Genomic DNA, 9,938 nt, shown 5'->3' on the forward strand with positions numbered 1-9,938 from the left:
CGGGCGGTGAAGGTTGGGCTGCCGACGTATGCGTTTCAGCGGCAGCACTATTGGCCGAAGCCGGTGGCCGGTCGTGAGGATGCTTCGTCGGCTGGTCAGCAGCGTTCCGGGCATGCGTTGTTGGCGGCTGCGGTGTGGCTGGCCGAGGGTGATGGGCTGGTGTTGACGGGTCGGTTGTCGCTGGCTGCGATGCCGTGGCTGGCCGACCACGCGGTCCACGGCACGGTGCTGTTGCCGGGGACGGCGTTCGTGGACCTGGCCGTCCACGCCGGCGATCTGGCGGGGTGCGGTGTCCTGGAGGAGTTGACGCTCCAGGAGCCCCTGGTCCTTCCCACCTCCGGTGGCGTGCAGTTGCAGGTCCACGTCGGCGACAGTGATGGCGGCAGTGGTCGACGCACGGTCGTGGTCTCTTCCCGTGAGGGGGAGGGCGAGTGGGTGCGGAACGCGGTGGGCGAGTTGGCTCCGGTCGGCAGCGAGCCGGTCCCCGCCCCGCTGGGTGTCTGGCCTCCGGCGGGTGCGGTGGCGGTTCCGGTCGACGATGCCTACGAGAGGCTGGCTCGGCGCGGTTACGGTTACGGTCCGGCGTTCCAGGGGCTGCGGCAGGTGTGGAGGGCCGGGGACACCGTCTACTCCGAGGTGGAGCTGCCCCAGGTCATCGACTCCGATGCGGCTGGGTTCGGCCTGCATCCTGCCCTCCTCGACGCTGCCCTGCACGGTCTCCTGGCCGCCGGCGCCGGCAACGGCAATGGCGGGACGGAGTTGCCGTTCGCGTGGTCGGGCGTGCGGCTGCTGGCGAGCGATGCCCGCCGGCTGCGAGTGGCGTTCGCTTCCGGGCCTGGTGGGGTCTCGGTCACGGCTTTTGACGGTGCGGGTGAACCGGTCTTGCAGGTCCGGTCGTTGGCCCTGCGTGAGGCTTCGGCCGGTCAGCTCACCGGTACTGGTCGGCAGGTGTGGCAGTCGCTGTTCACGGTGGACTGGGTTCCGCTGCCTTCCCCGCAGGACTCTGACACCGCCGTGGTGCAGTGGGTGCGGCATGGTGAGTCGGCCGGGTCCGAGGTGGCTCCGGTGGTGGTGGCGGTGGTGCCGACCGCCCCGTCGGGGGTTTCGGCGCCGGAGGCGGCTCAGTTGGCTGCTGCGACGGTGTTGGGTTGGGTGCAGGAGTGGCTGGCCGATCCCGAGACCGCTGGTTCGCGGTTGGTGGTCTGGACCCAGGGCGCAGCCACCGGGCAGGACCTGGCGGGCGCGGCGGTGGTGGGTTTGGTGCGTTCGGCGCAGTCGGAGCACCCGGGGCGTGTGCTGCTGGTCGACGCCGACCCGACGGCAGGGCTGGACCCTGCCCGGGACACTGACGTGGACACCGTTCTGCCTCTGGCTTTGGGTGCTGATGAGCCTGAGGTCCGCGTCAGTTCCGGGGACGAGGGGGTGGTGGTGTTCGGGCGTCGGCTGGTCCGGGCGGGTGCGTCGGGTGAGTTGGTGTTGCCTGGTGGTTCGGGTTGGCGGGTGGAGGTGGCGGAGCCGGGTGATCTGGGCAGTGCGGCGGTGGTCGATGCTCCTGAGGCGGGCGCTGAGTTGTTGCCGGGTCAGGTCCGGGTGGGTCTGCGGGCGGCGGGTGTGAACTTCCGTGATGTGGTTGCCGGCCTGGGAATGGTCTCGGATGGCCGGGTTATGGGCTTGGAGGCTGCCGGGGTGGTGCTGGAGACCGGGCCGGGGGTGGATGGTCTGGTGGTGGGGCGGTCGGTGATGGGTCTGGTGCCGGGGTGGGGGCCGGTGGGGGTGGTGGACAGCCGGCTGGTGGCTGCGGTGCCGCGGGGGTGGTCGTTCCAGCAGGCCGCATCGGTGCCGGTGGGGTTCTTGACGGCGTTTTATGCACTGCGGGATCTGGCCCAGGCCCGTCCCGGTCAGCGAGTCCTTATCCATGCCGGTACCGGCGGGGTGGGTACGGCTGCGGTGCAGTTGGCTCAGGAATGGGGTTTGGAGGTCTTCGCCACCGCGAGTCCGGCGAAGCAGACCGCGTTGCGGGCGATGGGCATCGATGAGAGCCACATCGCCTCGACACGCGATCTGGCGTTCTGTGAGCGGTTCCTGGGCGTGACCGGTGGCGCCGGCATGGATGTGGTCGTCAATGCTCTGGCGGGGGAGTTCACGGACGCGTCGTTGCGGTTGTTGCCGCGTGGTGGGCGGTTCGTCGAGATGGGCAAGACCGACATCCGTGATGCCGAGCAGGTCGCCCAGGCATACCCCGGGGTGGTCTATCGGGCCTTCGATCTGATGGACGCGGGTGTGCCGCGGGTCGGGGAGATGCTCGCTGAGCTCGGGGTGATGTTCGAGGCCGGGATATTGAAGCCGCCGCCGGTGACGTGTTTCGAGCTGTCGCAGGCGGTCGGGGCATTGCGTCATCTGCAGGCCGCCCGGCATGTGGGCAAGGTCGTACTGAACGTCCCCGCCGCCTGGGACCCGCAGGGCACCGTCCTGGTCACCGGTGGCACGGGGACGTTGGGTGGGGAGTTGGCCCGGCACCTGGTCACCGTTCGTGGCATGCGGCATCTGGTGTTGTTGTCGCGGCGGGGCCCGGCCGCACCGGGCGCGGCGCGTCTGGTCGCGGAGTTGGCTGAGCTGGGTGCTGAGGTCCGGGTGGTGGCCGGTGATGCCGCTGACCGGGACGCTCTCGCCTCGGTGCTGGCCAAGGTTGCGGTGGAGCGGCCGTTGACGGCGGTGGTGCACGCCGCGGGGGTGATCGATGACGCCACCGTGGAGTCGTTGACGCCGCAGCGGATGGCGCCGGTGCTGTCGGTGAAGGTTGACGCGGCGTGGCACCTGCATGAGTTGACCGAGGACATGGGACTGGCCGGGTTCGTGCTGTACTCCTCGGCCATGGCCGCCCTGGGTAGCCCGGGGCAGGGCAGCTACGCTGCCGCCAACGCGTTCTTGGACGCGCTGGCTGTCTATCGCCGGGATCGGCAGCTTGCCGGTCAGTCGCTGGCCTGGGGCCTGTGGGAACAGGCCTCGGAGATGACCGGGCATCTGGATGGCGCTGACCTGTCCCGTCTGCGTCGCGGCGGTGTTCAGCCGATGCCGACGGAGCAGGGTCTCGCCCTGTTCGAGGCTGCTTCCGCGTCTGGTGTGCCGTTGGTGGTCCCGGCCCAGCTGGACCTGGCCGCATGGTCGCGAGTTGGTCGGCCGGTGCCTCCCCTGTTGCGAGGTCTGGTTGCGGGTGGTGTCTCGGTTCGTCGGTCCGCGGCTGAGGCTGCGGTCGTGGGTGGCCTGGCGGCCCGGTTGGCTGCGCTCAGCCCTGCCGATCGCGAGCAGGAAGTCCTGCAGATCGTCCGGGCCGGCACCGCCGTCATCCTGGGCCATGCCAACGCTGGGGACATCGACTCCCAGCAGGCCTTCCGCGAGATGGGCATCGACTCGCTGACCGCGCTGGAGCTCCGCAACCGGCTCGCGAGCGAAACCGGGCTCACCCTTCCCGCGACCCTGGTCTTCGACTACCCCGTCCCGCTGGAACTTGCTCGGTATCTGGTCGCAGAGGCATGTGGGACCGAGGCCATGGCTGCCGTATCTGCCGCGGCAACCGTCCGTGTCGGGGTGGATGAGCCGGTGGCGATTGTGGGGATGGGTTGTCGGTTCCCGGGTGGGGTGGAGGATCCGGAGGGTTTCTGGCGGTTGGTTGCGGGGGGCTCTGATGCGATGTCGGGGTTCCCGGTGAACCGTGGCTGGGACGTGGCTGGCTTGCCGGACCCGGATGCCGGTGACGGGGGTGAGGGTTATGCCCGGGTGGGTGGGTTCCTTGATGGTGCGGGTGATTTCGATGCGGAGTTCTTCGGGATCAGTCCGCGTGAGGCGTTGGGGACCGACCCGCAGCAGCGGCTGTTGCTGGAGACCTCTTGGGAAGCATTGGAGGACGCGGGCATTGCCCCTGGTTCGCTGAAGGGGACCGACACGGGGGTCTACGCCGGCATTATCACGTCGGAGTACCGGGTCGGTGAGCGTGACGACGCGAGCGGCTACGGGATCACCGGGACCCATGCGAGTGTGGCGTCGGGTCGGGTGGCGTATGCGTTGGGGTTGCAGGGTCCTGCGGTTTCGATTGATACGGCGTGTTCGTCGTCGTTGACGGCGATTCACTTGGCGGCGCAGGCGCTGCGGTCGGGGGAGTGCTCGCTGGCGTTGGCCGGCGGGGTCACGGTGATGGCTTCGCCTGGGACGTTCACGGAGTTCGCGCGGCAGCGGGGGTTGGCTGCTGATGGGCGGTGCAAGCCGTTCGCGGAGGCGGCTGATGGCACCGGGTGGGGTGAGGGTGTCGGTGTGCTGGTCCTGGAGCGGTTGTCGGTTGCGCGTGAGCGTGGGCATCGGGTGCTGGCGGTGGTGGCCGGTAGCGCGATCAACCAGGACGGGGCGAGTAACGGTCTGTCGGCGCCGAATGGTCCCTCGCAGCAGCGGGTGATCCGGGCCGCGTTGGCCAGTGCGGGCTTGAAGGCCGGTGACGTTGACGTGGTGGAGGCGCACGGCACCGGCACGGCGTTGGGTGATCCGATCGAGGCGCAGGCACTGCTGGCAACCTATGGGCAGGATCGTGATCCGGCGCGGCCGTTGTTGCTGGGGTCGGTGAAGTCGAACATCGGCCACACCCAGGCGGCCGCGGGTGTCGCGGGCGTGATCAAGATGGTGCAGGCGATGCGGCACGGGATGCTGCCGCAGACCCTGCATGTGGATGCCCCGTCGTCGCATGTGGATTGGTCGGCCGGAGCAGTCGAGCTGCTGACCGCCCCGCGTGAGTGGCCGGCGGACTCTGGTCCGCGGCGGGCGGGTGTGTCGGCGTTCGGGATCAGTGGCACGAACGTCCACCTCATCCTCGAACAGCCCGCGCAGCAGGCCCCTGTCCTGGACGTATCTGCCGGCGACGGACAAGTTCTGGATGGGGAGGAGTTTGTCTCGGAGGTGGGGTCGGAGTCTGCGGGTGCGGTGGTGTGGGTGGTGTCGGCGCGGTCTGATGCGGCGTTGGTGGCGCAGGCGGGTCGGTTGGCGGAGTTTGTGGCGGCGCGTCCGGGGGTGGGGGTCGGGGATGTGGCGTTGTCGTTGGCGGTGACGCGGACGACGGGGTTCTCGCACCGGCTTGCGGTGGTGGGCCGGGACCGTGGCGAGTTGGTGGAGGGCTTGTCTGCGGTTGTCGCGGGGCAGGTGGGGCCTGGTGTGGTGAGCGGTGTGGTGTCTGGGGTTGGTGGTTCGGTGGTGCGGCCGGTGTTTGTGTTTGCGGGTCAGGGTGCGCAGTGGGTGGGGATGGGAGTGCGGTTGTGGGAGGAGGAGCCGGTGTTTGCGGCGGCGATGGAGCGGTGCGAGCGGGCGTTGGAGCCGTTTGTCGATTGGCGGTTGCGTGAGGTGTTGGGGGATGAGGGGTTGTTGTCGCGGGTGGAGGTGGTGCAGCCGGCGTCGTGGGCGGTGATGGTGAGTTTGGCGGTGTTGTGGCGGGCAGCTGGGGTGGAGCCGGCTGCGGTGGTGGGTCATAGTCAGGGGGAGATCGCGGCGGCGTGTGTGGCGGGTGGGTTGTCGTGGGAGGACGGCGCGCGGGTGGTGGCGTTGCGTAGTCGGGCGTTGGCCGGGCATCTGGCGGGGACGGGTGGGATGGTGTCGGTGCCGGCCGGTCTGGAGGAGGTGGGGGAGTGGATTGCCCGCTGGGGTGGGGACTTGTCGATCGCGGCGGTCAATGCTCCCCGCCAGGTCGTGGTGGCCGGCGCCGCGCAGGCGTGTGCGGAGTTCGTCGAGGCGTTCGCGGAGCGTGGGGCGCGACGGATCGCGGTCGACTACGCCTCCCACACCGCACATGTTGAAGCGGTCGAGGACCTGTTGGGCGAGGATCTGGCGGGACTGTCCCCGGTCAGTGGTGCGGTGCCGTTCTATTCGACGCTTGAGGGGCGGGTGGTGGATACCGCCCAACTGGATGGCGGGTATTGGTATCGGAATTTGCGGGAGCCGGTGCGGTTCGGTGAGGTTGTTGCCGGGTTGGTGGCTGAGGGGCATCGGGTGTTTGTGGAGGTCAGTCCGCATCCGGTGTTGGGTATGGCGGTTGCGCAGGCGGGTGAGGGCCTGGTCGCGGCGGGCAGTTTGCAGCGTGGTGACGGTGGCCGGGACCGGTGGCTGACCGCACTGGCGGGCGCTTGGTCGGCGGGCGTGGAGGTGGACTGGGCCGCGGTGACCGCTGATGAGGGTCGGGCGGTGAAGGTTGGGCTGCCGACGTATGCGTTCCAGCGGCAGCACTACTGGCCCAAGGCCGCTGTGGGGGTGGGGAATCTGCCGTCGGCGGGTGTGCAGGCCGCTGGGCATGCGTTGTTGGCGGCTGCGGTGTGGCTGGCTGATGGTGATGGGTTGGTGTTGACGGGTCGGTTGTCGCTGGCTGCGATGCCGTGGCTGGCCGACCACGCGGTCCACGGCACGGTGCTGCTACCCGGCACGGCGTTCGTCGACCTTGCGATGCATGCGGCTGATCTGGCCGGGTGTGGTGTCCTGGAGGAGTTGACGCTCCAGGAGCCCCTGGTCCTTTCCTCCTCCGATGGCGTCCAGTTGCAGGTCCACGTGGGCGACAGCGGCCGGCGAACCGTAACGGTCTCCTCTCGCGAGGGGGAGGGCGAATGGGTGCGGAACGCGGTGGGCGTGCTGGCCCCGGCCGATGGCGAGCCGGTCCCCGCCCCGCTGGGTGTCTGGCCTCCGGTCGGCGCGGTGGCGGTCCCGGTCGACGACGCCTACGAGAAGTTCGCCCGGCGCGGTTACGCCTACGGTCCGGCGTTCCAGGGCCTGCGCCAGGCATGGCGTGCCGGGGACACCGTCTATGCCGAAGTCGAACTGCCCCAGATCATTGACTCCGACGCTGCCGGATTCGGCTTGCATCCCGCTCTGCTTGATGCCGCTCTGCACGGTTTGCTGGCCGCTAGTGACGGCAGTGGGGGGACGGAGTTGCCGTTCGCGTGGTCGGGCGTGCGATTGCTGGCCGCCGGTGCGCGTCACTTGCGGGTGGTGCTGGCCGCCGGGTCAGGAGGGATCTCGGTCACCGCGTTCGATGGTGTCGGTCAGCCGGTGCTGGCGGCCCGGTCGTTGGTGCTGCGGGAGGTTGCGCCGGGGCAACTGGTCGGGTCGGGTCGGGTGCCCAGGCAATCGCTGTTCACCGTAGACTGGGCTCCGCTGCCTGCACAGACGTCGGCTGCCGTGGAGTGGGCGCGGCACGGTGGGGCCGAGGTGGCTCCGGTGGTGGTGGCGCCAGTGCCGGCTGCCCCGTTGGGGGTTTCGGCGCCGGAGGCGGCTCAGATGGCTGCTGCGACGGTGTTGGGTTGGGTGCAGGAGTGGCTGGCCGATCCCGAGACCGCTGGTTCGCGGTTGGTGGTCTGGACCCAGGGCGCGGCCACCGGGCAGGACCTGGCCGGTGCCGCGGTCGTGGGCCTGGTGCGTTCGGCGCAGTCCGAGCACCCGGGGCGTGTGCTGCTGGTCGACGTAGACCCGGCCACCGACCTGGACCCGACCCAAGACGCTGACGTGGACACCGTACTGGCCCTGGCCTTGGGTGCTGATGAACCCGAGGTCCGCATCCGCCCCGCTACTACTGACGGTGGGACCGTGGTGGTGTTCGGGCGTCGGCTGGTCCGGGCGGGTGCGTCGGGTGAGTTGGTGTTGCCTGGTGGTTCGGGTTGGCGGGTGGAGGTGGAGGAGCCGGGTGATCTGGGCAGTGCTGCTGTGGTCGATGCTCCCGAGGCGAGCGCTGAGTTGTTGCCGGGTCAGGTGCGGGTGGGTCTGCGGGCGGCGGGCGTGAACTTCCGCGATGTGGTCGCCGGTCTGGGAATGGTCTCGGATGGCCGGGCTATGGGCTTGGAGGCTGCCGGGGTCGTGCTGGAGACCGGACCTGGGGTGGATGGTCTGGTGGTGGGGCAGTCGGTGATGGGTTTGGTGCCGGGGTGGGGGCCGGTGGGGGTGGTGGACAGCCGGCTGGTGGCTGCGGTGCCGCGGGGGTGGTCGTTCCAGGAGGCCGCATCCGTGCCGGTGGGGTTCTTGACGGCGTTTTATGCGTTGCGGGATCTGGCCCAGGTCCGTCCCGGTCAGCGGGTGTTGATCCATGCCGGGACCGGCGGGGTGGGCACGGCTGCGGTGCAGCTGGCTCAGGAATGGGGTTTGGAGGTCTTCGCGACCGCGAGTCCGGCGAAGCAGGCGGCGTTGCGGGCGATGGGCATCGATGAGAGCCACATTGCCTCGACGCGCGATCTGGTCTTCTGTGAGCGGTTTCTGGGCGTGACCGGTGGTGCGGGCATGGACGTGGTCGTCAACGCCTTGGCGGGGGAGTTTACGGACGCGTCGTTGCGGTTGTTGCCGCGTGGTGGTCGGTTCGTCGAGATGGGCAAGACCGATATCCGTGATGCCGAGCAGGTTGCTGCGGCCTATCCGGGAGTGGTCTACCGAGCGTTCGATCTGATGGATGCTGGTGTGCCGCGGGTCGGGGAGATGCTCGCGGAGCTCGGGGTGATGTTCGAGGCCGGGATATTGAAGCCGCCGCCGGTGACGTGCTTCGAGCTGTCGCAGGTGGTCGCGGCATTGCGTCATCTGCAGGCCGCCCGGCATGTGGGCAAGGTCGTGCTGAACGTCCCCGCCGCCTGGGACCCGCACGGCACCGTCCTGGTCACCGGCGGGACCGGGACTCTGGGCGGGGAGTTGGCCCGGCACCTGGTCACCGTTCGTGGCATGCGGCACTTGGTGTTGGTGTCGCGACGTGGCCCGGCCGCACCGGGCGCGGCGCGTCTGGTCGCGGAGTTGGCTGAGCTGGGCGGGGAGGTCCGGGTGGTGGCCGGCGATGCCGCCGACCGGGATGCCCTCGCCTCGGTCCTGGCCAAGATTGCGGTCGACCGGCCGTTGACGGCGGTGGTGCATGCCGCCGGGGTGATCGATGACGCGACGGTCGAGTCACTGACGCCGCAGCGGATGGCGACCGTCCTGTCGGCGAAGGCTGACGCGGCCTGGAACCTGCACGAGTTGACTGAGGACGCGGGCTTGGCCGGGTTCGTGTTGTATTCCTCGGCCGCGGCCATCGTGGGCAATCCGGGGCAGGGAAGTTACGCGGCGGCGAACGCGTTCCTGGACGCCCTGGCTGTCTATCGCCGGGATCGGTGCCTGGCTGGTCAGTCGTTGGCGTGGGGGCTGTGGGAACAGACCTCGGAGATGACCGGGCATCTGGATGGCGCGGGTCGGTCTCGTCTGCGTCGTGGTGGCCTCGAGCCGATGTCGACGGAACAGGGTTTGGCGTTGTTCGAGGCCGCGGTCGCGTGGGGTGTGCCGTTGGCGGTACCGACCCGCCTCGACCTGACAGGGCTGTCTCGTGGAGGTCGGCCGGTGCCCGCACTGCTGCGGGGTCTGGCTGGGGGTGCTCTGGTCCGTCCTAGCGCGGCTGTTGCCGCGGACGCGGATGGCCTGGCGGACCAGTTGGCCGCGCTCAGCCCTGCCGATCGGGAGAAGGAAGTCCTGCAGGTCGTTCGGGCCGCCGCGGCCGTTGTCCTGGGCCATGCCCGGCCCGGGGACATCGATTCCCAGCGGGCGTTCCGTGACATGGGCATCGATTCGCTGACGGGGCTGGAGTTGCGTAACCGGCTCGCGGCCGAGACCGGCCTGAGCCTTCCCGCGACCTTGGTCTTCGACCAGCCGACGCCGCTGGAGGTGGCTCGGTATCTGGTCGCCGAGGCGTGCGGGACCGACGGGGTCGTTGGGGCGAGCGCTGTGCCGACGCCGCGGGCCGGCACGGATGAGCCGGTGGCGATTGTGGGGATGGGTTGTCGGTTCCCGGGTGGAGTGGAGGATCCGGAGGGTTTCTGGCGGCTGGTTGCGGAAGGCTCCGATGCGATGTCGGGCTTCCCTGGTGATCGCGGTTGGGACCTGGAGAGTCTGGATGTTTCTGATCCCGTGGATGGGCGCGTGGG

1 protein-coding gene is annotated in these 9,938 nt (G+C 69.7%); it reads left to right on the forward strand.

Features of this window, described 5'->3' with window-relative positions; translation table 11 throughout:
- Positions 1 to 9,938, forward strand: a 9,938-nt coding sequence (locus AC3ERT_RS36160; protein WP_435179373.1) for an SDR family NAD(P)-dependent oxidoreductase, incomplete at both ends; no start/stop codon positions are given.

This window comes from Actinacidiphila sp. bgisy145 (assembly GCF_057708125.1).